At 72.7% G+C, this 24,490-nt stretch carries 23 protein-coding genes and 1 riboswitch; of the genes, 12 read left to right on the plus strand and 11 right to left on the minus strand.

The window, feature by feature from the left end; genetic code table 11:
• The first annotated feature begins 68 nt into the window (after nt 1–68).
• Together ACFYXA_RS15290 and ACFYXA_RS15295 are read left to right on the plus strand one after the other, a co-directional pair.
• A complete protein-coding gene (locus ACFYXA_RS15290; RefSeq protein ID WP_352252352.1) occupies nt 69–1,277 on the plus strand; it encodes a hypothetical protein in 1,209 nt (402 codons plus the stop codon).
• A 97-nt stretch (nt 1,278–1,374) separates the two neighbouring features.
• The gene (locus tag ACFYXA_RS15295; RefSeq protein WP_389032675.1) at nt 1,375–1,554 is read left to right on the plus strand and encodes a hypothetical protein; all 180 of its coding nucleotides are present in this window, start codon (nt 1,375–1,377) and stop codon (nt 1,552–1,554) included.
• A gap of 87 nt (nt 1,555–1,641) precedes the next feature.
• On the opposite strand, the gene ACFYXA_RS15300 is transcribed toward ACFYXA_RS15295, so the two are convergent.
• The 3 genes from ACFYXA_RS15300 to ACFYXA_RS15310 form a co-directional block, all read right to left on the minus strand.
• On the minus strand, nt 1,642–2,586 hold the full coding sequence (locus ACFYXA_RS15300; RefSeq protein WP_389032678.1) for a 3-oxoacyl-ACP reductase: 945 nt from the start codon (nt 2,584–2,586) through the stop codon (nt 1,642–1,644).
• A gap of 13 nt (nt 2,587–2,599) precedes the next feature.
• Nucleotides 2,600–3,682: a Zn-dependent alcohol dehydrogenase gene (locus tag ACFYXA_RS15305; RefSeq protein ID WP_352252358.1), complete on the minus strand. Its 1,083-nt coding sequence runs from the start codon at nt 3,680–3,682 to the stop codon at nt 2,600–2,602.
• A gap of 92 nt (nt 3,683–3,774) precedes the next feature.
• Entirely contained in the window at nt 3,775–4,644 is an 870-nt protein-coding gene (locus ACFYXA_RS15310) for a MaoC/PaaZ C-terminal domain-containing protein (RefSeq protein ID WP_389032681.1), read from the minus strand.
• A gap of 340 nt (nt 4,645–4,984) precedes the next feature.
• On the opposite strand from ACFYXA_RS15310, the gene ACFYXA_RS15315 reads away from it, so the two are divergent.
• Both ACFYXA_RS15315 and ACFYXA_RS15320 read left to right on the plus strand, forming a co-directional pair.
• Nucleotides 4,985–6,304: a sensor histidine kinase gene (locus ACFYXA_RS15315; RefSeq protein ID WP_389032684.1), complete on the plus strand. Its 1,320-nt coding sequence runs from the start codon at nt 4,985–4,987 to the stop codon at nt 6,302–6,304.
• A 92-nt stretch (nt 6,305–6,396) separates the two neighbouring features.
• Nucleotides 6,397–7,029, plus strand: a complete 633-nt coding sequence (locus ACFYXA_RS15320) for a response regulator (RefSeq protein WP_389033416.1) — start codon at nt 6,397–6,399, stop codon at nt 7,027–7,029.
• A 15-nt stretch (nt 7,030–7,044) separates the two neighbouring features.
• Here ACFYXA_RS15320 and ACFYXA_RS15325 read toward each other — a convergent pair whose 3' ends face one another.
• Nucleotides 7,045–7,977: a hypothetical protein gene (locus ACFYXA_RS15325; RefSeq protein WP_389032687.1), complete on the minus strand. Its 933-nt coding sequence runs from the start codon at nt 7,975–7,977 to the stop codon at nt 7,045–7,047.
• Between the two features lie 219 nt (nt 7,978–8,196).
• Between ACFYXA_RS15325 and ACFYXA_RS15330 the strand changes: the two genes are divergently transcribed.
• Nucleotides 8,197–10,548, plus strand: a complete 2,352-nt coding sequence (locus ACFYXA_RS15330; protein WP_389032690.1) for an LPXTG cell wall anchor domain-containing protein — start codon at nt 8,197–8,199, stop codon at nt 10,546–10,548.
• A 79-nt stretch (nt 10,549–10,627) separates the two neighbouring features.
• Here ACFYXA_RS15330 and ACFYXA_RS15335 read toward each other — a convergent pair whose 3' ends face one another.
• Both ACFYXA_RS15335 and ACFYXA_RS15340 read right to left on the minus strand, forming a co-directional pair.
• Entirely contained in the window at nt 10,628–11,278 is a 651-nt protein-coding gene (locus tag ACFYXA_RS15335; protein WP_389032693.1) for a class I SAM-dependent methyltransferase, read from the minus strand.
• A gap of 172 nt (nt 11,279–11,450) precedes the next feature.
• Nucleotides 11,451–13,193 carry an MFS transporter gene (locus ACFYXA_RS15340; RefSeq protein ID WP_389032695.1) on the minus strand — a complete coding sequence of 581 codons (1,743 nt, stop codon included), beginning with the start codon at nt 13,191–13,193 and terminating at the stop codon, nt 11,451–11,453.
• Between the two features lie 212 nt (nt 13,194–13,405).
• Here ACFYXA_RS15340 and ACFYXA_RS15345 point away from each other — a divergent pair, with 212 nt between their 5' ends.
• The 4 genes from ACFYXA_RS15345 (at nt 13,406) to ACFYXA_RS15360 (ending at nt 16,693) form a co-directional block, all read left to right on the plus strand.
• Nucleotides 13,406–14,341, plus strand: a complete 936-nt coding sequence (locus tag ACFYXA_RS15345; RefSeq protein ID WP_389032698.1) for an N-acetylmuramoyl-L-alanine amidase — start codon at nt 13,406–13,408, stop codon at nt 14,339–14,341.
• Nucleotides 14,342–14,478: 137 nt separating this feature from the next.
• Nucleotides 14,479–15,234: a hypothetical protein gene (locus ACFYXA_RS15350; RefSeq protein ID WP_389032701.1), complete on the plus strand. Its 756-nt coding sequence runs from the start codon at nt 14,479–14,481 to the stop codon at nt 15,232–15,234.
• A gap of 113 nt (nt 15,235–15,347) precedes the next feature.
• A complete protein-coding gene (locus ACFYXA_RS15355) occupies nt 15,348–16,358 on the plus strand; it encodes an LLM class F420-dependent oxidoreductase (protein WP_389032704.1) in 1,011 nt (336 codons plus the stop codon).
• Between the two features lie 41 nt (nt 16,359–16,399).
• On the plus strand, nt 16,400–16,693 hold the full coding sequence (locus ACFYXA_RS15360; RefSeq protein WP_130437023.1) for a hypothetical protein: 294 nt from the start codon (nt 16,400–16,402) through the stop codon (nt 16,691–16,693).
• Between the two features lie 27 nt (nt 16,694–16,720).
• Here the strand turns inward: ACFYXA_RS15360 and ACFYXA_RS15365 are convergent, their stop codons facing one another.
• Genes ACFYXA_RS15365 through ACFYXA_RS15375 form a run of 3 tightly spaced genes read right to left on the minus strand, consistent with a single transcriptional unit; the run spans nt 16,721 to nt 19,967 of the window.
• Nucleotides 16,721–17,791 (minus strand): prenyltransferase, encoded by a 1,071-nt coding sequence (locus tag ACFYXA_RS15365; protein WP_389032707.1) that lies wholly within the window; start codon nt 17,789–17,791, stop codon nt 16,721–16,723.
• A complete protein-coding gene (locus tag ACFYXA_RS15370; protein WP_351097942.1) occupies nt 17,788–18,522 on the minus strand; it encodes a class I SAM-dependent methyltransferase in 735 nt (244 codons plus the stop codon). The genes ACFYXA_RS15365 and ACFYXA_RS15370 overlap by 4 nt, the downstream gene beginning before the upstream one ends.
• Complete coding sequence (locus ACFYXA_RS15375) at nt 18,516–19,967, minus strand: glycosyltransferase family 4 protein (protein WP_389032712.1); 1,452 nt, start codon at nt 19,965–19,967, stop codon at nt 18,516–18,518. The genes ACFYXA_RS15370 and ACFYXA_RS15375 overlap by 7 nt, the downstream gene beginning before the upstream one ends.
• Before the next feature lie 215 nt (nt 19,968–20,182).
• On the opposite strand from ACFYXA_RS15375, the gene ACFYXA_RS15380 reads away from it, so the two are divergent.
• On the plus strand, nt 20,183–20,854 hold the full coding sequence (locus tag ACFYXA_RS15380) for a TetR family transcriptional regulator (RefSeq protein ID WP_352252388.1): 672 nt from the start codon (nt 20,183–20,185) through the stop codon (nt 20,852–20,854).
• Between the two features lie 38 nt (nt 20,855–20,892).
• Nucleotides 20,893–21,080: riboswitch (TPP riboswitch) on the minus strand.
• Between the two features lie 70 nt (nt 21,081–21,150).
• Here the strand turns inward: ACFYXA_RS15380 and ACFYXA_RS15385 are convergent.
• Both ACFYXA_RS15385 and ACFYXA_RS15390 read right to left on the minus strand, forming a co-directional pair.
• On the minus strand, nt 21,151–21,423 hold the full coding sequence (locus ACFYXA_RS15385) for a ferredoxin (protein WP_352252390.1): 273 nt from the start codon (nt 21,421–21,423) through the stop codon (nt 21,151–21,153).
• A 4-nt stretch (nt 21,424–21,427) separates the two neighbouring features.
• A complete protein-coding gene (locus tag ACFYXA_RS15390; RefSeq protein ID WP_389032717.1) occupies nt 21,428–22,885 on the minus strand; it encodes an aldehyde dehydrogenase in 1,458 nt (485 codons plus the stop codon).
• A gap of 192 nt (nt 22,886–23,077) precedes the next feature.
• Here ACFYXA_RS15390 and ACFYXA_RS15395 point away from each other — a divergent pair, with 192 nt between their 5' ends.
• Together ACFYXA_RS15395 and ACFYXA_RS15400 are read left to right on the plus strand one after the other, a co-directional pair.
• Complete coding sequence (locus ACFYXA_RS15395; protein ID WP_352252394.1) at nt 23,078–23,299, plus strand: hypothetical protein; 222 nt, start codon at nt 23,078–23,080, stop codon at nt 23,297–23,299.
• A gap of 132 nt (nt 23,300–23,431) precedes the next feature.
• Nucleotides 23,432–24,490, plus strand: coding sequence for an MBL fold metallo-hydrolase (locus tag ACFYXA_RS15400; protein WP_389032721.1), 1,059 nt, complete (start codon nt 23,432–23,434; stop codon nt 24,488–24,490).

Here is a 24,490-nt window from a genome sequence, read left to right on the forward strand (position 1 = left end):
AGCCCCCGTCCGCCGATCCCCCACCCCCGCGTCCGAAAACTAGCTTCGTCGCCGGAGGTGACCGAACAATGACGGTCTGTGCCATCGAACCCGCCGCCGAGACCGAGGACGACGACGACCCCCCGCCGCACGCGGACTGCGTGATCACGGCGGACGGCGCCTACGCGGCGCGCCTGGCCCGTGCCCCCGGCGGCGACCCCGCTTGCTGGTTCCCGGAGCGCTGGACGCTGGACGGCCCCGAGCCGTACGCCGTGCCGCTGCCGGGCAACCAGCCGGAGGAGCCCGGCACGCGGGTGCAGCCGCTCGCCGACGGACGGGTCCTCATCCACCGCCGGTTCCAGGGACGGCACGTCTTCTCCCTGCTGTACCCGACCGGCCCCGGCACGGGCGAGCTGCCGCTGGGCGCGGTGGAGTGCCCGGACGGCGGCGGCCTGCGCCTGCTGCCGCCGGCGCCCTGCGGCGGGCGCGCGTACGCCCTCGCCGTGGGCCGGCGGACGACGGCGCTGTGGCTGGTGGCGGGCGGGGCCTTCGGCCCGGAGCGGGTCGCCGAGATCGACGGCCGCTGCACGGGCGGCGTCTGGCTGGACCGCACCGGCCGCATGCTGGCGCTGGACCGGAGGGCCGACGGCCGCACGAAGGCGATCGTGGTGGACCTGGCGCGCGGCGGCGAGGTGTCGCCGCTGCTGCAGATCGCACCGGACAGCGACGACCGCGTCCTGCTCGCGGCCCCCGACAGCGGGCTGCTGCTCGTCAGCTCGGACGCGGCCTCCCCCGGCGTGGCCCGCCTGGGCTGGGGGGTGCTGGGCAGCGCGCTGCCGGTGCGCTTCCCTGAGTCGCTGCGGCTGCCCGACTTCCGGGTGACGCCGTTCGCGATCCAGCCGGGCCAGGTCCTGAGCCCGGAGAGCTGCGCGGTCGCGCTGCACGTCGACGGGCCGTACGGCGGCTGGGTCGGGGTGTGGCGTCCCGAGGACCGTCGGCTGCACCGGCTCGCCGCGCCGGACGGCTGGCTGGCGGGCGCCGGGCTGTGGACGGAGGACGGCGTGCTGCGCCTGCCGTACGCGACGGCGGCGGAACCCTGCGGGGTGGCGCTGCTGACCCCGCCGGCCCAGGAGGCCCCGCACCAGGCTCCGCCGGCGTCGGCCTTCACGCCGACGCCGACGCTCTCCGCACTCCCCTCGACTCCCGCGCCCTCTTCATGTTTCACCCCCACCGAGCCCGCCGTCCCCCGTCCGGTGCCCCTCCAACAGGCCCCGTTGGACCGCCTTGTAACGAACTAGCAGCGGTGGCGTGGTCGGCTGGATTCACCCCGCCGGGCTCCGGATACACTCGCCCGGCTGTAAGAAGGATCATGTTTTGACGGGGTGAACTCTTCCGATGAGCGACGCAAGCACCACGCAGCCGCGGCAGCCGCAGGAGCAGCCGCTGTCCGCAGACGCCTCCGGGTCCGCCGGTCACGGCCGGCACCGGGGCCAGGTCTCGTCCCACGAGGGCGGGACCTCTCCGCGAGGCCGGCACCGCAAGCCGGCCGAGGAGAAGGCCGACACGGCTGCCTGAGGCACACCGAGGGGCCCCGTCCGTCACCAGACGGACGGGGCCCCTGCGTATGTCCACCGAGTCCACAGGGCCGGGCTCCGAGCCTGGCTAGTCCCGCCCCCGGCGCAGCCCCAGCACCTCCGCCGCCGCGAAGGTCTCGCCGTCCGGCTGCTCCGCGTAGTGCGCGCCGAGCACCGCGTCCAGTTCCTCGTAGCTGAACGCCTCCTGCTTGCTGTCGAACTTCGCCCGCACCCGGGGCCGTTCGACGACGGCGACCATCCCTCCGTGCACGACGAGCAGCTGCCCGTTGATCCGGCCCGCGGCGGGCGAGGCCAAGTAGCCGACGAGCGGGGCGACATGCTCGGGGGCGAGCGGGTCGAGCCCTTCCTCGGGGCGGCCGAGCCCGGCGAAGACGTCCTCGGTCATCCGGGTGCGGGCGCGCGGGCAGATGACGTTGGCGGTGACGCCGTACTTGGCGAGGGCGAGGGCGGTGGACGTCGTCAGCCCGACGATCCCGCCTTTCGCCGCGGCGTAGTTGGGCTGTCCGGCGGAGCCCGCGAGGAACGCCTCCGACGAGGTGTTCACGATCCGCCCGTAGACGGGACCGTCGGCCGCCTTGGACCGTGCGCGCCAGTGGGCGGCGGCGAAGCGGGTGGTGTTGAAGTGCCCCTTGAGATGGACCCGGATCACCGAGTCCCACTCCTCCTCCGTCATGGAGAAGACCATGCGGTCGCGCAGGATGCCCGCGTTGTTGACGACGACGTCCAGCTTGCCGTAGGCGTCGATCGCGGCCTCGACCAGTTCGCGGGCGACGCGGAAGTCGGAGACGTCCCCGGCGTGGGCGAGCGCCGTCCCGCCGGCTGCGCGGATCTGCGCGGCGACCTCCTCGGCGGGGCCGGCCGACGCCTCGCCGGAGCCGTCGCGGCCGGGCCTGCCGTAGTCGTTGACGACGACGGCCGCGCCCAGCCGGGCCAGTTCGAGCGCCTCGGCCCGGCCGAGGCCGCGTCCGGCGCCGGTGACGATCGCCGAGAGCCCTTCGAGCGGAAGAGACATGACCCGCCCGCTCTCAGATCTCGATGCAGGTGCGCAGGGCGGCCCCGGTGCGCATCTGGTCGAGCGCCTCGTTGATCTCCGCGAGGGGTACGCGGTGCGTGATCAGGCCCTCGAGGTCGATCCGGCCGGCCCGCCACAGGGCGACGGTCCGCTCGTAGGAGCGCAGCACGTCGCCGCCGCCGTACATCGAGGGCAGGATGCGCTTCTCGTCGAAGAACAGCTCGAACATGTTGAGTTGGAGGAAGTCGTCCATGGCGCCGGCGCCGACCACGACGAGGGTTCCGCCGCGCCGGGTGGTCTCGTAGGCGGTGCGGGCGGTGGCGGAGCGGCCGACGACCTCGAAGACGTAGTCGAAGCCCTCGCCGCCGGTGACCTGTTGCTTGGCGTCGCCGAGTTCTTCGGGTGAAACCGCGCGCGTGGCACCGAACTTGAGCGCCGCCTCGCGACGCGCGGCGACCGGGTCGACGGCGACGATCTCGGCGGCGCCCTTGAGCCGGGCGCCCTGGATCGCGGACACCCCCACGCCTCCGCAGCCGATGACGGCGACGGAGGAACCGGCTTCCACGTCGGCGGTGTTGAGCGCCGCGCCGAGCCCGGTGGTCACCCCGCACCCGATGAGCGCGGCGATGTCGAAGGGCACGTCGTCGGGGATGGGGACGGCGCAGCCGGCGTCGACCACGACCTCCTCGGCGAAGGTGCCGGTGCCCGCGAAGCCGAAGACGTCCGAACCTCCGTCGGCACGGCGGAAGTTGGGTGTGCCCGCGTTCATGAACCCGGCCAGGCACAGTTCGGTCTGGCCCCGCTTGCAGGCGGGACAGGCGCCGCAGGCCGGCAGCCAGCACACCACCACCCGGTCGCCGGGCTTCACCCGGGTGACGCCCTCGCCGACCTCCAGGACCTCGCCCGCGCCCTCGTGGCCGGGCACGAACGGCGCGGGCTGCGGCAGCACCCCGCTCATCGCGGACAGGTCGGAGTGGCACAGCCCGGTGGCGCGCACCCGGATCCTGACCCTGCCGGGGCCGAAGCCCACCGCCTCGACGTCGTCGAGGACCTCCAGCTTGTCCTGGCCGATCTCGTGCAGTACCGCTGCGCGCATGGCGCGGCTCCCCTCGACGGCTTCGTTGTGGACGGGTGTCAAACGGGGTCCGGGGCAGGGCCGGCGGTCACGGAGGCCTTCCCCCGGCGGGTTCAGAGGTGTTCTACGACGGTGTCGGCGAGGACGGGCGCGTCGTCCCGTTCGACGGCGCTCACGGCGACCCGTACGGCGCCGCCCGGCGCGGCGGCGACCCGCCACATCCGCACCCTCAGGGTCTCCCCGGGGTGGACGACCCCGGCGAAGCGCGTGGTGTACGTCCGGACCCGGGTCACGTCCCCGTCGAGCAGGGTGTCGACGACCGCCTTGAGGGTGATCCCGTAGGTGCACAGCCCGTGCAGGATGGGCCGCTCGAAGCCGGCGAGCTTCGCGAACTCGGGGTCGGCGTGCAGGGGGTTCCAGTCCCCGGAGAGGCGGTAGAGCAGGGCCTGGTCCTCGCGCACCCGCCGTTCGACGGTCCTGTCGGGCGGACCGGCGGGCGGGTCGAGCCGGGCGGAGGGGCCGCGGTCGCCGCCCCAGCCGCCCTCGCCGCGGACGAAGATCTGGGAGTCGTTGGTCCACAACGGGCCGTCTCCGTCGGCGACTTCGGTGCGCATGACGAGGACGGCGGCCTTGCCCTTGTCGTACACGGCGGCGATCCGGCCGGTGGCGGTGGCGGTCCCCTCGGGGGGCAGCGGCCGGTGCAGGGTGAGGGTCTGGCCGCCGTGCAGGACGCGGGAGAGGTCGACGTCGATGCCGGGCAGGGACAGTGAGCTGATCACGCCGGGCCCGCCGGAGCCGGCGACGGTGGCGAAGCTCGGCAGGACGTGCAGCCTGGACTCCAGGGTGTAGCGCAGCTCGTCGGGGTCGGTGGCGGGGACGCCCGCGCCGATGCCGAGGTGGTAGAGCAGGACGTCCTTGCGGTCCCAGGAGATCTCGCCGGACCGGGGTTCGGCGGCGAGGGCCTTGGCTGCGTCGATGGGCATGGGGCTCCTGACCGGGCGGCGTAAGACCCCGATACGGCCGTCCGCACCGTCGGCCGCACCGAGGTCGTCATGGGGGCCGCGGAACCCGCCCGTTCTGGAACGCGTTCCAGTGCGGCGTCCTCTGTATAGCCGAGGCCCCTGCACTTGTGAAGGCTCCTGACGGCACGTCAGATACAGCTCTGGCGTACCGCGTCGCTCCGCCTCGGCACCCCGGCACCGATGACATTTGTCCCGCCGGGTTCGGTACACCCGCCCCTGCCGGACCCGGCCCCCGCGGCCGTAGCGTCGGGAACCGGACGACGGACAGCGCGGGGACGGCCCGGCGAAGGGGGACGAAGTCATGAAGCGGACGCGAGGCAGGCTGCGGCATTCGGTCACGTGCGGGTGGCACGCGTGGCGCACCTCGGCACGGGAGGCGCGGGAGTCCCCGGACGGCCCGCCGCCCAACGCGTTCTCCCTGCTGCCGTGGCTGCTGCTGGGGATGGGCGCCTTCTCCAACCTCTTCCAGGGCGACACCCCGAACCCCTGGGTCGGCAGCCTGGGGCTGCTGGCGTTCAACTCCCTCTACATCTACGTCGCCGTGCGCTCCTTCTCCCAGCCGCACCGCGAGGCCGTCCGCACACGGGTGGCCCTGGGGGCGATGGCGGCGGTGACCTGCGGTCTGGCCGGCGCCTACGGCGGCAACTGGCTGCTGTTCTTCCCTCTGCTCGGGCTCGCCGCCGGCGCTGCCCTGAGGGGCAGGCCCCTACGGGTCGCGGGCGTCGCCGTGACCGTCCTCGCGGGGGTGGTGTCCTTCCTCCACCAGGGCTGGAGCGGCCTGGGCACGGCGTACGCGACCTGGATCTCGACGATGGTGACCGCCGCGATCCTGTCCCTGTCCGAGGCCGTGCGGGATCTGCGCGCCGCCCGGGAGGCACTGGCCCGGCGGGCGGTGGAGGAGGAGCGGCTGCGGTTCTCGCGCGATCTGCACGACCTGCTCGGGCACACCCTGTCGGTGATCGTGGTGAAGTCGGAGGCGGCCCGGCGGCTGGCCCCGACGGCCATGGACGCGGCCCTCCTCCAGATCACCGACATCGAGTCGGTGGGCCGCCAGGCGCTGACCGAGATCCGCGAGGCGGTCACCGGCTACCGCGAGGGCAGTCTCGCCACCGAACTGGACCGGGCGCGTTCGGCGCTGACGGCGGCGGGCGTGGAGCCGACGGTGACGCGGTCGGGCCCGGCGCTCGCGCCGCAGACGGCGGCCCTGCTGGGCTGGGTGGTGCGCGAGGCGACCACCAACGTGGTCCGCCACAGCGACGCCACCGCCTGCGAGATCACCGTGTCGGGCACCCCGGAGCGGGCCCGCCTGACGATCACGGACAACGGCACGAGGACCGTCGCGGCCACGGCCCCCGGCGCGCGTGCGGACTGCGACACGGGCACGAACCACGGCCCGCGCACGGACCGTACGGCGGTCGCGGGCGAACCCTGCGAGCGTCGGGGCGGCAACGGTCTCATCGGCCTGCGTGAGCGCCTCGCGTCGGCCGGCGGCTCGCTGACCGCCCAACCCGGCCCCCACGGCGGTTTCACGATCACGGCGGAACTCCCGTCCGGCACCCCGGCGGAGCCCTCCGCCCACGCGTCGGCCGGGCTCCTGGCCCCCTCCTCGGCCACACCGTGACTGCGCCCGTAGGCCTGCCGGAGGTCCGGGCGATGTGTGCCATGACCGGTGCCGTGCCCGGCGGGCGGTCCTACGCTTGGCCCGTGAACGAGATGCCCCGTGACCACCGCCCCGGCAAGTCGATCCGGGTGCTGCTGGCGGAGGACCAGGGAATGCTGCGCGGGGCGCTGGCCCTGCTGCTGGGGCTGGAGCCGGACATCGAGGTCGTGGCGCAGGTGGGCGCCGGGGACGCGATCGTGGACGCGGCCCTCGTTCACCGTCCGGACGTCGCGCTCCTCGACATCGAACTGCCGGGCATGAGCGGCCTGGACGCCGCCGCCGAACTGCGCGCGCAGGCGCCCGACTGCCGGGTGCTGATCCTGACCACCTTCGGCCGGCCCGGCTATCTGCGCCGGGCCATGGAGGCGGGGGCCGCCGGGTTCCTGGTCAAGGACGGGCCGGTGGAGGAGCTGGCGGCGGCGGTCCGCCGGGTGCTCACCGGCGAGACGGTCGTCGACCCGGCGCTGGCCGCCGCCGCGCTCAGCGCCGGGCCCAGTCCGCTGACGGGCCGCGAGTGCGACGTCCTCAAGGCCTGCGTGGACGGCGCGACCGTGGCCGACATCGCGGCCGGGCTGCACCTGTCGGAGTCCACGGTCCGCAACTACCTCTCCTCGGCCATCGGCAAGACGGGCACCCGCAACCGCATGGAGGCGATGCGGGAGGCACGTCAACAGGGCTGGCTCTGAGTTCCGCCGCCCGTCCTAGATCTCGGAGACGAGGCCGGCCAGGCGGTGAGCGGTGCCGTAGCGGACGAGGCCGCGCAGCATGTCGAGGGGGTCGCAGGGGTGGGCCTGGCGTCTGTGGGGCTGGTGGGTGAAGGGGATGCCGGACCAGGGGTTGTCGGCGTGGTGGTGGCTGCCGCGCGGGGCGTCGGGCTCGATCGCCCAGTGCACCCAAGTGCTGTCGTGGTGCAGGCAGATGACCTGTCCCAGGTACCAGACGGCGCCCTGGAGGAACGGCCCCTCCCGGTCCGCGTCGAAGTCGGCGAGGGTGCGGTACCGGCCGCGCACCTGTCGTTCCAGGGCGTCCAGGCTGTCCGGGGAGAAGTCCCACTCCCGCGTCTCCCCGGCCCCGGTCAGCTGCCGCACCCAGTCGGGGTGGGCGGCCTGCCGGTCGGCGAGCCACCGCCGGAGCCAGTCGTCCACGGGCTGGGGGCCGATCGGGTCCAGGGGGGAGCGCTCCTTGACGGGCTCCCAGCCGGGGGCGGTGCGGCGCAGGCCGGACACGGCGTCGGCGAGTCGTTCCCGTTCGCGGGTGAACACCTCGCCGGAGCGTTCGGCGAGAGCGACGTCGATGAGGACTCCGACGGACAGCGGGGGCAGGCCGAGCGCGGGGTCGGGGCGGACGAGCGGATCGCCGTCCTCGCCTCCCGTGTCGGGGTCGACGTCCCACCGGCCGCCGCAGACGTCCATCAGGACTTCCCCGAGGTAGGCGGTCGCGGCCCGGCGGAAGCCGTCGTCGGGGTCCTCGTCGAGCAGTTCGTGTTCGAGCTCGGCCAGCGAGGCGGGCGTGTAGTCGAAGGGGAAGTCGCCCGGAAGATGGACCTGTTGGAGCCGTGCGGCCAGCACCTGCAGATCGTCCAGCCACCGTTCGAGAAGCTGCTCGTGAGCGGGCGGATGCGCGTCGGCGGTCATGGTCGGCAAGCGTAGGCCGCGGACCCGCGGCGAGACCAAGTGGGTTTCACCGATGCGTGTTTGTTGCACGGCTTGCCTGTGCAACTCCTGTGTTCGACGGGTCGTCAGCCGCTAGTGTGCCGGGCAGGCGGTGGCATCAACGGGGGCTGTCCACCGCCCCGTTGCCTACCCTCGCCCTGCGCACAGGGGTTCAGATCCGCCCCCACGAGGGACAGACACATGCATTCTGCGATACGCGTACGCGGCTGGTTCAGGATGCGGGCGGCGATCGTCGCGATCGGCGCGACCGTGCTGGTCGCCGGTCCGCTGCCCGGCGTCCGCGACAGCGCCGACGCCGCACCGCCGAAGCCGATGCTGGGCCGCTGCATGGACAAGTACGGCACGAGCGCGACGCCGCCGCCGACGTACAAGCTGCCCGGCTACCGACCCGCCGGCGCGAACCAGTGGAAGACGCCGAACGCCGAGGACCGCTTCTACGGCTACGACCACCTCGCCAAGGGCTTCGAGGCGCTCACCGACCCGGGTCTGATCGACCTGCCGGCCGGGAACGACCCGAAGAAGTACGCCTGGGGGACGCCCGAGAACGCCGTCACGACCTGGCGGCAGAACCAGGCCGGAGCCAAGCCCTACGCGGGCACCTTCAACGAGTGGCTGAACAACGTCTACTCCCGCAACGAGGGCAACAACAAGCGCGGCAACGCCTTCGAGTCCGAGGTGGTGAAGTACTTCGACCTCGGCGGCGTGGACTGGATCTGCCAGAAGAACCTCCGCGACCTCAACCCGAACCTGTACAAGGACCTCGAGCGGACCCTCGGCAAGGACGTGATGAAGGACGGCCGGGTCTTCGACGCGGTCAACCAGCGCACCAGGACCGTCTACGAGATCAAGTCCGGGATCGGCTACGACGCCCGGCAGTTGAAGATCGACGCCGAGCTCGTCCGCCGGGGCTGGAGGGTCGTCTACATCAACGGGCAGGAGCCCGACGCGAAGACGATCGAGAAGTACCGGGCCGCCGGCGTGCAGCACTACCGGCACGCCGCCACGCCGAACCCACGGTTCACCGTCGGCAAGTACACCCCCAACAGCAATCAGTTGATGACGCCGGACCCGAACCGGCCCTCCTTCGGCTCCGGCGGCGACATGGCCCGCCGGTCCGCGCCCACCCCCGAGGACGCCCGCCGTCAGATCGAACGAGCCCGGGGCCTGATCCAGCAGCCCGGCAACAGCCTGCGCGGCCCCGGCGGCGTCGACTTCTCCACCCTCGACATCTCCTACATCGGGCAGACGAAGACCGGGAACCTCTCCTACTCCTTCAGCGCGAAGAACGCCGACGAGGAGAGCGCACCGGGCTACGGAGGCCAGGAGAAGGCCCAGCTCATCTCTGACGCCTTCTTCACCTGGCTCGCTCTGACCCCCGACCACTTCTGGGTCAACCTCAACCCGGACGACCCGAACACGATCATGAAAGCGCCGTTCGACAAGACCGACGCCGGCCGGATCCTGCTCGAGGCCGACATGGAGATGAAGCGGGACTTCGGTCGCGCCGAGGACCCGAAGACCGACGCGGGGAAACGGTTCTGGGACCAGATCACGAAGGTCGACGGCAAGCCCTGCATGGGCTCCACCCGCAACTGGATCGTCCCGAAGAAGGCCGAGGTCCGCATCGAGGACGACGGCGCCTACATCCTCAGCGCTCCGCTCGAGGTGAAGAGCGTCGCCCAGGAGTACAACACCCCCGGCCCCGGCGGCGGGATGCCCTGCACCCTGACCAAGGAGCAGACCGCCCACAACATGGACGTCTACGGGCGGACGATCCTGCCGGTGGTCCAGAAGCAGGTCAACGAGGACGCCAAGTACGCCGACCTGCGGCGCGTCTACAAGGCCCGGATCGCCGCCGAGTACGTCCGCCAGACCGTCGCCCGGGACAAGAAGGCGTTCGGCGGCTCCTTCGCGGGCATCATCGACCGTAACCAGGTGAAGCGCTGGCCGCTGCGCGGCAAGAACGCCGCCTGGGACAAGATGACCGTCTGGAAGGAGATGAAGCGGTCGTTCACCGAGGGCGACTTCAAGTACGAGATCCCCGTCGGCGGCGAGATCTGGGTCTACACGGTCGGCGGCGTCGACCTGACCCAGCAGCCCCAGGAGAAGGTCAGCAAGGCCCGCTTCCAGGCCGAGAAGCCCAACCTGCCCTCCGTCACCAAGGGTTCGCGCCATGAGGCCCTCGACTACCAGGCGACCGGTGTCACGGTGATGGGCGGCGACAACAGCGGTCAGCCCGGCGGCGGCGAGCCCGGCCCCGGCCCGTCGCCCAGCCCGACCGGCAAGCCCACGGGCAAGCCGACCGACCAGCCCACCGGATCGCCGGCCCCCTCCCACACCCCGGCGCCGGCCCCGTCCGGCAACGGCGGTCACACCCCCCTGCCCACCGGAGGAACCGGCGGAGGCGACACGGACGGCAGCCTGGCCGACACCGGCACCCAGGTCCTGACGATCGCCGGGCTCGCCGCGGCTCTCCTGGCCGCCGGCGCGGCACTCGTCTGGATCAAGCGCAGGCGCGGCGCCGGCGAGTAGGACCACACCGCGCAGGTGAGCGCGAACGGCCCCCGCATCCTCGTACCACCGGGATGTGGGGGCCGTTCCCGTGGTCGTTTCAGATCCCCGCGCCCGTGCGCCGCAGCACGCGCAGCGAGCCCGTGTCGGAGATCTCCGTGAAGGCCCCGGACTCCAGGGCGCGCAGATAGACGCGGTAGGGGGCCTGGCCGGTGAACTCGTCCTCCGGGTGCGGGAAGACGTCGTGGATGACGAGGAGGCCCCCGTCGGCGACGTGCGGGGCCCAGCCGTCGTAGTCGGCGTTCGCGTGCTCGTCGGTGTGGCCGCCGTCGACGAAGACGAGGCCCAGGGGCGAGTTCCAGAACGCGGCGATCTGCGGCGAGCGGCCGACCAGCGCCACCACGTGCTCCTCCAGGCCGGCCCGGTGCAGGGTGCGGCGGAAGGCGGGCAGGGTGTCCATCAGGCCCAGCTCGGGGTCGACGGTGCCGGGGTCGTGGTAGTCCCAGCCGGGCTGCTGCTCCTCGCTGCCGCGGTGGTGGTCGACGGTGAGCGCGGGGACGCCGGCCCGGCGGGCGGCGTCGGCGAGCAGGACCGTGGAGCGCCCGCAGTAGGTGCCGACTTCGAGCAGCGGCAGTCCGAGCGCGCCCGCGTCCACGGCCGCCGCGTACAGCGCCAGCCCCTCGTCCACGGGCATGAATCCCTTCGCGGCCTCGAACGCGGCCAGGATCTCGGGCTCGGGCGCCGCGGTCATGGGGCTCCTCTTCGGTCGTGCGTACGTGTGCCGCCCCATGCTGCCGCACCCCCGGCCGGCGTTCGGACCGGGGGTGCGTGGGGAGCACGCCGCAGGGGCGCCGGGAACTGCGCGACCAGCCACAGCGATGCCCGCACCCGCCGAACGCCCGGGCCAGGCAGCTCATTCGGCGTCAAGCGGTCACCGTCTCGCCGGGCAGCGACAGATCCAGGCCCACGGCCCGCTCGTCGCCCCCGTGCGTCACCGCGGAGGCGAGGGGACCGTGGCCGGAGGCCTTCGCGGCGAGGACGTACGCGCCCTGGGCCGGGACGGCGATGACGTAGCCGCCGTCGTCGCCGGACAGGGCCGAGCCGGCGCGGCGGCCGCGCGGGTCGATGAGGGTGACCCGGGCGCCGGCGACCGGTGCGCCGCCGGCGTCGAGGACCCGGCCGTGGAAGCCCCGCAGGGCCTCCTCGGCGCGCTCCAGGTTGGCGTCCTCCTCGCTGCTGGCGCGCAGTCGCGGCTCGGCGGCGGCCGGGGTGCGGCCGGGCAGGAGGAGGGCGAGGAGCAGGCCGACGGCGACGGCGGCGGTGGCGATCAGGAAGGAGACGCGGAAGCCGTGGAGGGTGGGGATCGCGACGCCGTTCACGGTGTTCGCGGTGTTGGCGAGCACCATGCCGACGACGGCGCTGGACACGGAGGTGCCGATGGACCGCATGAGCGTGTTGAGGCCGTTGGCCGCGCCGGTCTCGGAGGCGGGGACCGCGCCGACGATCAGCGCGGGCAGCGAGGAGTAGGCGAGGCCGATGCCGGCGCCGAGGACGACCGCGATGACGAGGCTCTGCCAGGCGGCGCTCATCAGGCCGAGGCCGGCGCCGTAGCCGATCGCGATGATCAGCATGCCGATGATCAGCGTGACCTTGGGGCCGTACTTGGCGGACAGACGGGCGTAGACGGGCGCGGTGAACATCATCGTCAGGCCGAGCGGGGCGACCAGCAGGCCGGCGACGACCATCGACTGGCCGAGGCCGTAGCCGGTGCTCTTCGGCAGCTGGAGCAGCTGCGGCAGGACGAGGGAGACGACGTAGAAGCTGACGCCGACCATGATCGAGGCGAGGTTGGTGAAGAGCACGGCGGGCCGGGCGGTGGTGCGCAGGTCCACCAGCGGGGCGGAGAGGCGCAGTTCCATCACGCCCCACAGGACGAGGACGACGGCGGCGGCGGCGAACAGGCCGAGCGTGGTGCCGGAGGTCCAGCCCCAGTCGCTGCCCTTGGTGATCGGCAGCAGGAACAGCACGAGGCCGGCGGAGAGGCCGAGCGCGCCGGGCAGGTCGAAGGAGCCGGCGGCGCGGGCCGGGGACTCGGGGACGACGATCAGGGTGAGGGCGATGGCGAGGGCGCCGAGGCCCGCCGCGCCGTAGAACAGGGTGTGCCAGTCGGCGTGCTGGGCGACCAGGGCGGCGGCGGGCAGCGCGAGGCCGCCGCCGACGCCGATGGAGGAGCTCATCAGGGCCATGGCGGAGCCGAGCCGCTCGCGGGGCAGCATGTCGCGCATCAGGCCGATGCCGAGCGGGATCGCGCCCATCGCGAAGCCCTGGAGGGTGCGGCCGGCGATCATCGTCATCAGCTCGCTGGTGACCGCGCTGACCAGCGCGCCCGCGACCATCACGGCGAGGCTGGCGACGAGCATGCGCCGCTTGCCGTACAGGTCGCCGAGGCGGCCCATGATCGGCGTGGCGACGGCGCCGGACAGGAGCGTGGAGGTGAGCACCCACGTGGCGTCGCTGGGTTCGGTGTCGAGCAGTTGCGGCAGGTCCTTGATGACCGGGACGAGCAGGGTCTGCATCACCGCGACCACGATGCCCGCGAAGGCGAGCACCGGCACGAGGGCGCCGCTCGCCGCGCGGCGGGGTGGGTCGGTCGGTGTGTGCGTCATGGAGCGGGGCCTCCGGCCTGAGGTGGGCTACGGGATGCGCGGGTGAGGATCGCGGGATACGTGCAGCCTGAACCCCGTATGCGTGGGCAACTATTCCGATGCTTCGCCACACTAACGAATCTTTGACCTTCTCTTGACCCTCGCCCCGTGCCCCGGCCTCGCGTCCCGCGGCTTCCCCGGGGCGGCCCGGGGTGGCCGTTAGGGTGGCAGGCGTGTCTTACGCAGGTCCTGACTTCGAATCCCCGCACCCCCGCCGCTCCCGCATGCGCCGGGCGTCGGCCGTGGCGCTCGCCGTGGTCGTGCCCGGGGCGCTGCTGGGCTGGGGGGCGTACGCGGCCCTGGGCGGACCGCGGGACGGCGGGCCCGACCGGGTGAAGAGCGCGGCGCCGAGCGGGTGGACCGCCCCGTCCGGCGGGACGTCCGCGAACGGCGGGATCGGCGCCGGCGCCAAGCCCGAACCTGAGTCCGCCGCAACGCCCCTCGAGGGCAAGGTCGTCGTGATCGACCCCGGACACAATCCCGCCAACCACCGGCACACCGCGGAGATCAACCGCCAGGTGGACATCGGCACCAACCGCAAGGAGTGCGACACCACCGGCACCTCCACCAACTCCGGTTACAGCGAAGCCGCGTTCACCCTGGACGTGGCGCACCGGCTGCGCGCCCTGCTGCAACAGCGCGGCGCCACCGTGAAACTGACGCAGGACGCGGACCGGCCGTACGGGCCGTGTGTGGACGAGCGGGCCCGGATCGGGAACGCGGCGCACGCCGACGCGGTCGTCTCCATCCACGCCGACGGCTCCGGGAGCGGCAACCGCGGCTACCACGTGATCCTCCCGGGCGAGGTGCGCGCGGGCGGCGCCGACACCCGTGCCGTCGTGGGCCCTTCGCGCGAACTGGGGCGGCTGGTCTCCGCCGGCTTCGGCCGGGCCACGGGCACCGCGCCCTCCAACTACGTCGGCGACGGCAGCGGCATCGTCACGCGTAAGGACCTGGGCGGTCTCAATCTGTCAACGGTTCCCAAGGTGTTCATCGAGTGCGGCAACATGCGCGATAGCAAGGACGCGGCACTGCTGACCAGCGGCGCCTGGCGGCAGAAAGCGGCGCAGGGGATCTCCGACGGAATCGTGAGTTTCCTGCGCGGGTAGTGGTCGGCGCGCTGATCCCGGCGGACAGCCTGATCGTGCGGACGATAATGTCGTCCCTCTACCGAGCCAGTATCGACGACGAGACGACTGACGAAGGACCTGAAGTGAATATCCGCTCCCTCACTAGAGGCGACGGCGTGGTGATCGGTGCAGCGGTGCTGCTGTTCATCTCGTCGTTCCTCGCCTACTACTCCGTCTCGGTCACCGGCTACACGGGCAGCCAGGACGCCTGGGAGAGCCTGGGAACGGGCCTCGGCACGTACATGGGGGCCGTCATCGGCGCCGCCCTGATCGTCCTGAACCGTGTGATGCCGCAGCAGCGCAAGGTGCTCGGGCTGGACCTCGGCATGGTCGGCACGGGCTTCGCGCTGCTGTCCGCCTGGACGTTCTTCTGGTCCCTGGTCGGCGTCCCCGACAGCGTCGACGCCGGCGCCGGTCTCATCCTCGGCTTCATCGCCGCCCTCGTCCTGGCCGGCGCGGCCGTCGCCACCCCCCTGGTCCCCGCCCTCCAGGGCGCGCTGATCCCCGCGCCGAAGCCGGTGGCCCCGCAGCCCTACGGCGCGCAGCCGCCCGCCGGTTACGGCTACCCGGGCGCGCAGCAGTCGCCGTTCGGCGGTCAGCCGCCGCAGCAGGGCCAGCAGCCGGGTCAGCCGGCGTTCGGCGGCCAGCAGGGTCCGGCGCAGCCCGCGGCCGCCGACTTCTCGCCGTTCTGGTTCGCCGTGCCGGTGCCGCGTCCGCTGTTCGCCGAGGACGGCGCGCCGACGCCGATCGCCGAACTGGCTCCGGGCACCTGGTACTTGGCCGTCGAGCAGGGCGCGCAGGGCCTGATCGCGCAGACCCAGGACGGCCGCCGCGGCGTGCTCCGCGACACCTCGGGGATCCAGCGCGGCTGACCGCGAACGGCCTCCGCGCACCGCGACGCACGGCCCCTCGCCCTTCCGGGCGGGGGGCCGTTGCCGTACAGTCGCCTCCCACCCGTCGTCTGACGTACCGTCAGGAGGCAGTGATGCGGCTCGGTCTGGCGCTCGGCTACTGGGGGCGCGGCCCCTCTCCGGGGCAGGTGGAACTGGCTCTGGAGGCGGAGCGGCTCGGCTACGACTCCGTGTGGACGGCGGAGTCGTGGGGCTCGGACGCCTTCACCCCGCTCACCTGGATCGCGGCCCGCACGTCAAGGATCAGGCTGGGTACGGCCGTCGCGCAGATGGCGGCCCGTTCGCCGACCACGACCGCGATGCACGCGCTCACCCTGGACCACCTCTCCGGGGGGCGGATGATGCTGGGGCTCGGCCTGTCGGGCCCGCAGGTCGTCGAGGGCTGGTACGGCCGCCCGTTCCCGAGTTCCCCGCTGACCGCGACCCGCGAGTACGTCGACGTCGTACGGCAGGTCCTCGCCCGGCGCGGGCCCGTGCAGACGGCCGGCCGGTTCCACTCCCACCCCTACCGGGGCCCGGACGCGACCGGGCTGGGCAAGCCGCTGAAGCCGATCACCCATCCCCTGCGCGCCGACCTGCCCGTGCTGCTGGGCGCGGAGGGCCCCAAGAACGTGGCCCAGACCGTCCGTGTCGCCGACGGCTGGCTGCCGCTGTACTGGTCGCCGAACCGCCCCGAGGCGTACGGGCCGGCGGTGGCGGAGCTGCCGGAGGGCTTCCTGGTCGCGCCCCTGGCCCGGGCCCTGGTCTGCGACGACGTCGCCGAGGGGCTGCTCCCCGTGAAGGCGATGCTCGGGTTCTACATCGGCGGCATGGGCCACGCCACCCGCAACTTCCACGCCGACCTGATGGCCCGCATGGGCTACGAGGAGGAGGCCCGGCGCGTCCAGGAACTGTTCCTGGCGGGGCGGCGCGAGGAGGCCGTCCTGGCCGTCCCCGACGCGTTCGCCGACGAGATCTCCCTGGTCGGCCCGCGCGAACGGATCGCCGAGCGGCTGGAGACGTGGCGCAAGGGCCCGGTGACGGACCTGCTGGTGGTGGCCCCGGACCCGCACACGCTGAAAGTGCTGGCCGAACTCAACTCGTAGGCGCCTGGTTTCACGGGGAGGCGGGCGGCAAACCGAAGTACATGTCTCCCAGATATCGCAACGGCTCGAACCAGGCCGGCACGGTCATCGCCGTCGTGGCCGACGTGATGGCCCTCATCCTGGGCCTGTGGATTCTCATGTACCTGCTGGGCGCCAACCAGGGCAACGAGTTCGTGCAGTTCGTGCACGACGTGGCCCGCTGGCTGGCCGGCTGGTCCCACGACCTGTTCACCTTCGACGAGGCCTGGGCGCGGGTGGTGGCGGGCTACGGCCTGGCAGCGGTCGTGTACCTGTTCGTGGGCCACGCCATAGCCAACCGGGTCCAGCGCCACTGAGGGGCTGGGGCGTGTTCGAAACCCGCCCTAGCCGCAGCAGTCCGGGGCCAGGCCCGTCGGCAGTCGCTCTCCGCCGAACACCGCGCAGGTGGCCTCGTGGCCGCCCAGGGCGGCGACGGCCAGCAGCAGCGAACCCGCCGTCCAGGTGGTCAACTCCTCGGGCCAGACGGCCCGGTCCTCGAAGACGAACCCCGTCCAGTACAGGCCCGACTCCGCGTCCCGCAGGTGCTGGATCGACTGGAGGATCTCCAGGGCCCGGTCGGACTCGCCCATCGCCCACAGCGCGAGGGCGAGTTCGGCCGACTCACCGCCCGTCACCCACGGGTTGGGCACGACGCAGCGCACACCGAGGCCGGGCACGACGAACCGCTCCCAGTCCGCCTCGATACGGGACTTGGCCTCCGCACCGGTCAACGCCCCGCCGAGCACCGGGTAGTACCAGTCCATGGAGTAGCGGCCCTTGTCCAGGAACCGCTCCGGATGCCGCCGGATGGCGTGCCGCAGCGCACCGGCCGCCAACTCCCAGTCGGGCTGCGGCTCTTCACGCTGCTCGGCGATGGCGAGCGCGCACCGGAGCGCGTGGTGCACGGAGGACGACCCGGTCAGCAGCGCGTCCGCGGTCGCCGTGCCGTCGTCGTCGCGCCGCCAGCCGATCTGCCCGCCCGGCTGCTGGAGCTCCAGCACCCACTCGACGGCGGCGTAGACGGCCGGCCACATGCGGTCCAGGAACGTGTCGTCGCCGGTGGACAGGTAGTGGTGCCACACGCCGACGGCTATGTAGGCGACGAAGTTGCTCTCCCGGCCCCGGTCGGTCACGTCGGCGAAGTCGCCGTCGGCGTAGGCGGCGTACCAGGAGCCGTCCTCGTTCTGGTGCCGGGCGAGCCAGTCGTAGGCCCGCTCGGCCGCCTCGTGCTCGCCGGCCGCGTCGAGGGCCATGGCGGCCTCGGTGTGGTCCCAGGGGTCGAGGTGGTGGCCCCGGAACCACGGGATCGCACCGTCCTGACGCTGCTCGGCGAGGATGCCGCGGACGGTCGCGGCGGCCTGCCCGGCGGTCAGGACCCCGGGCAGGACGAGGTGTTCCGTCCGGGGAGTGGTCACCGCGCGTCCACCGCCGGGAGGTGGGGCTTGGTCGCGTAGGCCACGAAGCTCTTGCCGATGAGCGGGTTCAGGGCCTGCTCGGCGACCCGGGTGGCCAGCGGCTTCTTCATGATGTCCCATACCAGCAGCTTGTGGTACGCGCGCACCGGCAGCGCCTTGTCGTTGTCGACGCCGAACGCGCACTTGAGCCACCAGTACGGCGAGTGCAGCGCGTGCGCGTGGTGGGTGCCGTACGGCTTCAGTCCCGCCTCGCGGATCTTGGCGAGCAGTTCGTCCGCCTTGTAGATGCGGATGTGGCCGCCCTCGACCTCGTGGTAGGCGTCGGACAGCGTCCAGCAGACCTTCTCGGGCCCGTAGCGCGGGACGGTGATGGCGATGCGGCCGCCGGGCTTGAGGACCCGGACCATCTCGGCGAGCACGCCCTTGTCGTCGGGGATGTGCTCCATCACCTCGGAGATGATGACGACGTCGAAGGACTCGTCGGGGAACGGCAGCGCGAGCGCGTCACCTTCCATGGCGGTGGCGGTGGCGCCCTCGGGGGCCTCGCCGGCCTCCTTCATCGCCGCGAACCACTTGGCGACCTCGCGGATCTCCTCGGCGTTCTGGTCCAGCGCCACGACCTGCGCGCCGCGCCGGTAGCACTCGAAGGCGTGCCGGCCCGCCCCGCAGCCGAGGTCCAGGACTCGGTCGCCCGGGGCGAGCGGGAACCGGGAGAAGTCGACGGTCAGCACGTGGCCCTGCTTTCGCGATCGGATACAACGTCAACAGCTTCGGCGGCGGGGGCGCGGCCCGGGCCGGCCGCGCGGACCGCCGCCGTCGGGTCGGGGGCGGCGGTCCGCGGTGGACGCCCGCCCGCGGCACGTTCGACGGCCTCGCGGTAGTGGGCCACCGTTCCCTCGGCGGCCCGCGCCCAGGTGAACCGTTCCAGCACGCGCGCGCGGCCGGCCGCGCCGAGGCGGGCCCGCAGTGCGGCGTCGCCGAGGAGCCGGCTCAGGGCGGCGGCCAGCGCTTCGGAGTCGCCCGGCGCGACCGCCAGGCAGGTCTCCCCGTCGCGCCCGGCGACCTCGGGGATCGCTCCGCCGGTGGTGGCGACGAGCGGCGTTCCGGTCGCCATGGCCTCGGCCGCCGGCAGGGAGAACCCCTCGTACAGGGACGGCACGCAGGCGACCTCGGCCGAGCGGACCAGGTCGACGAGTTCGGCGTCGGAGATGCCTTTGACGAACTCGACGGCGCCTTCGAGGCCGTAGCGCTCGACGGCCTGGGCGACGGGCCCCTCCTCGGGGCGCTTGCCGACCACGACGAGGTGGGCGTCCGGGTGCTCGGCGCGGACCTTGGCCAGCGCCTCGACGAGGAAGACCAGGCCCTTGAGCGGCACGTCCGCGCTGGAGGTGGTCACGATCCGGCCGGGGACGACGGGCACGGAGGGGTCGGGGGAGAACAGGTCGGTGTCGGCGCCGATGTGGACGACGTGGATGCGCTCGCCGCGGACGCCGAGGTGGTCGGCTATCTCCTGGCGTGAGGTGCCGGAGACGGTGAGCACGGACGGCAGCCTGCGCGCGACGCGCTTCTGCATCCGGGTGAACGCGTACCAGCGGCGCACGGACAGACGCCGCTGCAGGCCCTCGGCGGCGTCGAGCTCCAACTGCCGGTCGACGGTGATGGGGTGGTGGATCGTGGTGACGAGCGGTGCGCCGACGTCGCCCAACAGCCCGTAGCCGAGGGTCTGGTTGTCGTGCACGACGTCGAACTCGCCGCGTCGGGCGCGCAGATGGCGGCGGGCGCGCAGCGAGAAGGTCAGCGGCTCGGGGAAGCCGCCGGTCCACATGGTGGCGACCTCCAGCGCGTCGATCCAGTCGCGGTACTCGTCGCGTCCGGGGGTGCGGAAGGGGTCCGGCTGGCGGTAGAGGTCGAGGCTGGGCAGCTCGGTCAGGGAGAGCCGGCCGGCGTGCTCCTCACCGAGGACGTCGAGGGCGTCGAGCACCGGGTAGGGCTGGGAGCCGATGACCTCGACACGGTGGCCGAGGCGGACCAGTTCGCGCGAGAGGTGGCGGACGTAGACGCCCTGGCCGCCGCAGAACGGGTTTCCCTTGTAGGTGAGGAGCGCGATGTCGAGCGGTCGCCCGCCGTCCGCGGCTAGGGCCGGTGCGGGCCCCGCCTGACTGGCCTCAGCGGTCACTCCGGGGCCCCCTTCTGCCTGCACTGTCCCGCGAGACTACGACGGGACGCTAATCTAGAACAAGTTTCAGACTTGATCGTTCGGGAGGCTCTGAATCTACCGGCAGGTAAGGGCACTGGGAGCAGTGGATCAGGTGATTCACGCCACGACCGGAGGCCCTGGTTCTGCTGTGTGATCACAGCCTTCACCGACTGTCACGGAACGGGACCAGCACCATGCCTGCGGAAGCCAGCACCCAGCGCCACTCCCTCCCCCACGGCTCCGCTCGCCCGGGTGAGCCCCCCTCCCCGCCGCTGACGGAGCGGCAGGAGGCCCGCCGCCGGCGCATCCTGCACGCGAGCGCGCAGCTGGCCAGCCGGGGCGGGTTCGACGCGGTGCAGATGCGGGAGGTCGCGGAGTCCTCCCAGGTCGCCCTGGGCACCCTGTACCGCTACTTCCCCTCCAAGGTGCATCTGCTGGTCGCCACCATGCAGGACCAGCTGGAGCGCATGCACGGCACCCTGCGCAAGAAGCCCCCGGGGGGCGACACCCCGGCGCAGCGGGTCGCGGAGACCCTGATGCGCGCCTTCCGCGCGCTCCAGCGCGAGCCCCATCTGGCCGACGCGATGGTCCGCGCCCTGACCTTCGCCGACCGCAGCGTCTCCCCCGAGGTCGACCAGGTCTCCCGCCAGACCACGGCGATCATCCTCGACGCGATGGGCCTCGACCGCCCCACCCCCGAACAGCTCTCCGCCGTCCGCGTCATCGAGCACACCTGGCACTCGGCCCTCATCACCTGGCTCTCGGGCCGCGCCTCCATCGCCCAGGTGCGGATCGACATCGAGACGGTGTGCCGGCTGATCGACCTGCCCGAGGTCATGGGGCCGGCCGCGGAGAGCGGGACGTAGCGCCCTCGCCGTCGCAAGAATGCGGGCGGGCACGCGAGAAACCTACGAGACGGGTTCCCTTCGCCGGTATGGTCCGGATCAGGTGTTGGGGGTCGCCGTTGGGCCCGACTGCTGCCGTTCGGCCTCTCAGCCCTACCGTCGATGTCGGCCACAGCGGATGCCTCGGCCAAAGCCTCGGCGTCGCGCCGTAGTCGGCTACTCCGGTCGGACTCCCTCACTCGTCCCGTAGGCCAATAACAGGATAGAACGCCTGAGCGGGAATGAAACCACGCGAAGGGGACTTTTTACCCTTCTTCTCACTCTTCGGGCGGGAACACCGCCTCCCCGCTCTCCCGCAGTGTGATCGCGATGGCCTCGACCGGGCAGTTCTCAGCCGCCTCCAGCACCCGTTCGTTCGCGTCCGGGTCCGGGTCGACCGGATGGGACTGCCGGGCGGTGTCCAGCCGGAAGCCGCCCGGGGCGTGGTGGAGGCACTGGGCGGAGCCGATGCACAGGGTGCGGTCGACCTCGACGTGCCAGCGGTCGCCCGCACCCACGCCCGAACCCGCTCGCGCGGCGGGTGCACCCATCGCCTCAGCCCTCCCAGCCGGCCGGCAGGTGGATCATCTTGTGCTCCAGGTACTCCCCGTACCCCTCGGGCCCGAACTCGCGCCCCAGCCCGGAGTTCTTGTAGCCGCCGAACGGTCCGAGCATGTCCAGGCTGAAGGTGTTCACCGAGTAGGTGCCGGTACGGACCCGGCGCGCGACCTCGATGCCGTGCTCGACGTCGGCCGTCCACACGCTGCCGCTGAGCCCGTAGTCGGAGTCGTTGGCGATCTTCAGGGCCTCGGACTCGTCCCCGTAGGGGAGGAGGCAGATGACCGGGCCGAAGATCTCCTCGCGGGCGATGCGCATCGTGTTCTCGACGTCGCCGAAGAGGGTGGGTTCAACGTACCAGCCGCGGTCCAGGCCGGGCGGCCGGCCGCCGCCCGTGAGGACCTTCGCGCCCTCCTCCTGGCCGATGCGGATGTAGTCGAGGTTGCGCTGCTGCTGGCGGCGCGCGACCAGCGGGCCGACCTGGGTCGCCGGGTCGAGCGGGTCGCCGACGACGAGGGCGCTCGCGGCCGCGGCGAAGGCGTCCGCGAACTCGTCGTAGCGGGAGCGCGGCAGGAGGATGCGGGTCTGGGCGACGCAGGCCTGGCCGTTGTTCATCCAGGCCGCGGAGGCGATCCCGGGGACGGCGGTGGCGATGTCCGCGTCGGGCAGGACGACCGCCGCCGACTTGCCGCCGAGTTCCAGGGTGACGCGGGTGAGGTTGCGGGCGGCGACCTCCATCACGCGCCGGCCTGCCGCCACCGACCCGGTGAAGGACACCTTGTCCACGCCGGGGTGCCCGACGAGGTACTCGCTCACCTCGCGGCCGGCGGGGAGGATCGACAGCACGCCCTCCGGCAGACCTGCCTCGCGGGTGATCTCGGCGAGCAGATAGGCGTCGAGGGGCGACTCGGGGGACGGCTTGAGCACCGCCGTGCAGCCGGCGAGCAGCGCGGGCGCGAGCTTGGCGGCGGCCACGAACTGCGGGACGTTCCAGGGGACGACGGCGGCGACGACGCCCACCGGCTCCCGGCGCACGAGGATCTTCCCCAGCACGCCGTCGCGCCGCTCCTCGTGGGGGAAGTCCCGCGCGACGGTGATCGCCGCGTCCCACACCATCATCGCGCCGAGCGCCTGGGCGAGCACGCTCCAGGAGTACGGGGAGCCGTTCTCGGAGGAGATCACTCGGGCGATCTCGTCGTGGCGGGCGGCGATGCCGTCCTTGATGCGGGAGACGACCGCGATCCGCTCGTCGAGGGACATCCGGGGCCAGGGGCCCTCGTCGAAGGCCCGCCGCGCCACCGCGACCGCCCGGTCGACGTCCGCCCGCGAGGCGTGCGGGACACGCCCGATGGCCTCCTCCGTGTGCGGGGAGATCACCTCGATGACGTCCTCGCCGAGCGGGTCGGTCAACTCCCCGCCGATGAACAGCTGTCGGTGTTCCAGGAACTCGGCCATGGCGACTGCCTTCGTTTCTGACGGTGTTTCAGAAACTGATACCAGCTCCGGTTGAAGGAGTCCACGGGGCTGAGCAGCGCCTTCCCGACGATCAAGGGCGCGGGGCCCGCCGAGGACGGACCGTGACCACCCTGATGCGAATCTGTGCCACAGACCACAGCGGGCGGCGGCCGCGCGGGCCCATACTGAACCATGACGAAGCCCGCGACACCGAAGCGTCACCTGCCCACCAGCCCCTTCAGGGCCCCGGTCATCCCGCCCCCCAAGCACTTCGCCATGGGCGACCAGGTCACCCACGACGTGCACGGCCTCGGCCGGGTGATCGGCCTCGAGGACGGAATCGCAGCCCTCGTGGACTTCGGCTCCGAACAGCGGCGCATCCTGAGCCCGTACACCAAGATGACCAAGCTCTGAGACCGCCGCCGCGTCGGCGCACACGCACATCAGCCCGGATCGCACACCGCCCATGACGACGTCGGTCGACTTGGGCACCCATTGGAACCGGTTCTAGTTATAGTGAGCCGTGGCCGTGGGACGGAGGGCGCGATGCGCAGCAGCCAGGGCGGTCGGAATCCGGGGGCGCCGTCGACGTGGGATCACGGCGGGGGTGTCCGCTCCCTTCAAGTGCCCATTCCTGACAACCCCTTGGGCCACACCCTCGTGTACGTCGTCGACACCGACCGGGGTCCGGTGCTGGTCGACACCGGCTGGGACGACCCCGCCTCGTGGGACGCCCTCACCGCCGGGCTGGCCGCCTGCGGCACCTCCGTCGGCGAGCTGTACGGGGTCGTCATCACCCACCACCACCCCGACCACCACGGCCTGTCCGGGCGGGTGCGGGAAGCGTCCGGCGCGTGGGTGGCGATGCACGCGGCCGACGCCTCGATCGTGCGCCGCACCCGCTCCACGCGCCCGCAGCGCTGGTTCACCTACATGACGGAAAAGCTGGAGGCCGCGGGAGCCCCTCAGAAGCATGTGGCGCCCCTGCGCACGCCCTCCCGCCGCACCCTGCCCGGCCTGCGTCCCGCCCTGCCCGACCGGGAGATCGTCCCCGGCGAGCTCCTCGACCTGCCCGGCCGCCGCCTGCGCGCGATCTGGACCCCGGGCCACACCCCCGGCCATGTCTGCCTCCACCTGGAGGAGGAGCACCCCGCCCGGCTCCCGGGGAAGGGGCGGCTGTTCTCCGGCGACCACCTGCTCCCCGAGATCACCCCGCACATCGGCCTGTACGAGGACCCCGACGACGCCACGGTCACCGACCCCCTCGGCGACTACCTCGACTCCCTGGAACGCGTCGGCCGCCTCGCCCCCGCCGAGATCCTCCCCGCCCACCAGCACGCCTTCACCGACGCGCCGGCCCGCGTGAGGGAGCTGCTGGCCCACCACGAGGACCGCCTCACCGGCCTCCTGACCCTCCTCGCCGAGCCCCTCACCCCCTGGCAGCTCGCCGAGCGCATGGAGTGGAACCGGCCCTGGGAACAGATCCCCTACGGGTCGCGCAACATCGCGGTCTCGGAGGCCGAGGCCCACCTGCGACGCCTGGTGAAACAGGGCCGCGCGGAACCCGTCACGGGCAGCGACCCGGTGGCGTACGCGGCGGTGTGA

Origin of the sequence: Streptomyces sp. NPDC002566, assembly GCF_042889585.1 — a bacterium.
Lineage (GTDB): Bacteria > Actinomycetota > Actinomycetes > Streptomycetales > Streptomycetaceae > Streptomyces.

Bases quoted from the DNA above. Each gene is read 5' to 3' on its own strand.
- ACFYXA_RS15290 (WP_352252352.1), top strand. From the start codon at position 69: ATGACGGTCTGTGCCATCGAACCCGCCGCCGAGACCGAGGACGACGAC.
- ACFYXA_RS15295 (WP_389032675.1), top strand. From the start codon at position 1,375: ATGAGCGACGCAAGCACCACGCAGCCGCGGCAGCCGCAGGAGCAGCCG.
- ACFYXA_RS15300 (WP_389032678.1), bottom strand. From the start codon at position 2,586: ATGTCTCTTCCGCTCGAAGGGCTCTCGGCGATCGTCACCGGCGCCGGA.
- ACFYXA_RS15305 (WP_352252358.1), bottom strand. From the start codon at position 3,682: ATGCGCGCAGCGGTACTGCACGAGATCGGCCAGGACAAGCTGGAGGTC.
- ACFYXA_RS15310 (WP_389032681.1), bottom strand. From the start codon at position 4,644: ATGCCCATCGACGCAGCCAAGGCCCTCGCCGCCGAACCCCGGTCCGGC.
- ACFYXA_RS15315 (WP_389032684.1), top strand. From the start codon at position 4,985: ATGAAGCGGACGCGAGGCAGGCTGCGGCATTCGGTCACGTGCGGGTGG.
- ACFYXA_RS15320 (WP_389033416.1), top strand. From the start codon at position 6,397: ATGCCCCGTGACCACCGCCCCGGCAAGTCGATCCGGGTGCTGCTGGCG.
- ACFYXA_RS15325 (WP_389032687.1), bottom strand. From the start codon at position 7,977: ATGACCGCCGACGCGCATCCGCCCGCTCACGAGCAGCTTCTCGAACGG.
- ACFYXA_RS15330 (WP_389032690.1), top strand. From the start codon at position 8,197: ATGCATTCTGCGATACGCGTACGCGGCTGGTTCAGGATGCGGGCGGCG.
- ACFYXA_RS15335 (WP_389032693.1), bottom strand. From the start codon at position 11,278: ATGACCGCGGCGCCCGAGCCCGAGATCCTGGCCGCGTTCGAGGCCGCG.
- ACFYXA_RS15340 (WP_389032695.1), bottom strand. From the start codon at position 13,193: ATGACGCACACACCGACCGACCCACCCCGCCGCGCGGCGAGCGGCGCC.
- ACFYXA_RS15355 (WP_389032704.1), top strand. From the start codon at position 15,348: ATGCGGCTCGGTCTGGCGCTCGGCTACTGGGGGCGCGGCCCCTCTCCG.
- ACFYXA_RS15360 (WP_130437023.1), top strand. From the start codon at position 16,400: ATGTCTCCCAGATATCGCAACGGCTCGAACCAGGCCGGCACGGTCATC.
- ACFYXA_RS15380 (WP_352252388.1), top strand. From the start codon at position 20,183: ATGCCTGCGGAAGCCAGCACCCAGCGCCACTCCCTCCCCCACGGCTCC.
- ACFYXA_RS15385 (WP_352252390.1), bottom strand. From the start codon at position 21,423: ATGGGTGCACCCGCCGCGCGAGCGGGTTCGGGCGTGGGTGCGGGCGAC.
- ACFYXA_RS15390 (WP_389032717.1), bottom strand. From the start codon at position 22,885: ATGGCCGAGTTCCTGGAACACCGACAGCTGTTCATCGGCGGGGAGTTG.
- ACFYXA_RS15395 (WP_352252394.1), top strand. From the start codon at position 23,078: ATGACGAAGCCCGCGACACCGAAGCGTCACCTGCCCACCAGCCCCTTC.
- ACFYXA_RS15400 (WP_389032721.1), top strand. From the start codon at position 23,432: ATGCGCAGCAGCCAGGGCGGTCGGAATCCGGGGGCGCCGTCGACGTGG.